Annotated in this window: 1 rRNA gene; it reads right to left on the reverse strand. The window is 39.7% G+C overall.

The window, feature by feature from the left end:
- Positions 1 to 156: ribosomal RNA gene (locus DXD92_RS15370) — 16S ribosomal RNA — on the reverse strand; the annotation flags it as partial.
- Positions 157 to 461 lie beyond the last annotated feature (305 nt).

Genomic DNA, 461 nt, shown 5'->3' on the forward strand with positions numbered 1-461 from the left:
CCCGGTATGGGGCAGGTCACCCACGCGTTACTCACCCGTCCGCCGCTCAGTCAACTGAAAATCATCCGAAGAATCAATTCAGCCGCTTCGCTCGACTTGCATGTGTTAAGCACGCCGCCAGCGTTCATCCTGAGCCAGGATCAAACTCTCTGATAAAAGATTTGTTCCAAGTTCAAAATCAACATACTAGCTAATTTATCCCTTTTACTGTTTTAAAGGATCTTTCGATCGTTTTGAATTACTTATTCAGAACTTTCGAGGATGTGTTTCACTGTTTAATTATCAAGGATCTTTGCTGTTCCGACTCGGATCAGCTCATTTATTTTATCACAGAACTTTTCGTTTGTCAAGAACTTTTTTAATTTATTTTTTGAAGCTCTTTCGAACTTCTTTGCTGTTCTCTCGATCAGCAACTCGTTTATTTTATCAAACTCATTCGCTTTTGTCAAGAACTTTTTTCA

Source organism: Blautia sp. TM10-2 (genome assembly GCF_003480845.1).
In the GTDB taxonomy this organism is placed as follows: Bacteria; Bacillota; Clostridia; order Lachnospirales; family Lachnospiraceae; genus Fusicatenibacter; species Fusicatenibacter saccharivorans.